The 838-nt window shown below is 46.1% G+C and carries 1 protein-coding gene; it reads right to left on the bottom strand.

What is annotated here, in order from left to right:
* Positions 1-311: 311 nt before the first annotated feature.
* On the bottom strand, positions 312-838 hold a 527-nt coding region (locus A3738_RS09730), incomplete at its 5' end, for an amidohydrolase family protein (protein ID WP_156504163.1).

Below are 838 nucleotides of genomic sequence, written 5' to 3'. Positions count from 1 at the left end.
ACCTTTTAGTGATCGTTGCCGTGCTCCATCTAATCTTTGCGTTTGGCTTTTTAGTAGCCTACAAAAAGCGTCTCGCCTAAAGGCTCATACTTTTAATTCATGTAGAGTCTACCGTTATCTCCTTCTCTAAGTATATAGACCCTTGGAACAACATGCTTTTCTTTGCAGCATTTCCTATGCTCGCAGCCGCTTGGGCACTCTATATCTCGAGAGACTACGACACATTTTTAATGTATTAAGTCCAGTTAAAACCAATCAAAGAGTAGTGACGCGCCAACTCTTCACTGCTCTGATTTCACGCAAGAAATCAATTAATAGTCACTAACAAGTCGCTTCGACAAACTTGAATGGCTCGATATCAAGTCCGATAGATCACCACTTACCAAACCACCATCCAATACTCGCCACTCACCAGCGACCATCACTGCATTCGCGTTGTGCGCACCACATAACAGGAGTGCAGCAAGAGGATCATGACTTCCAGAAAATCGTGCCTCATCCAATTTGAATAAGGCAATATCCGCTTGCTTTCCAACTGCGAGCTCTCCAATATCAGAACGTCCTAAAACAGACGCTGAACCTTTCGTTGCCCAACGGAGGGCATCAAAGTGCGTCACCTCATCGGCCTCATAACGCAGTCGATTGATTAACATGGCTTGTCGTACTTCTTGGATCATATTTGAGCCATCATTAGATGCAGATCCATCAACACCCAGCCCGACTGGCGAACCGTGTTCCTCCAATTCAAGGGTTCGGCATATCCCAGAAGCAAGCACCATATTGGATGAAGGGCAATGGCAAACGCTCACACCCGCCCTACCTAAGCGATGCAACTCGT

The organism is Oleiphilus sp. HI0066 (genome assembly GCF_001635725.1).
Note: the sequence above shows the minus strand (reverse complement) of the source record. Positions and strands in the feature narration are given on the sequence as shown.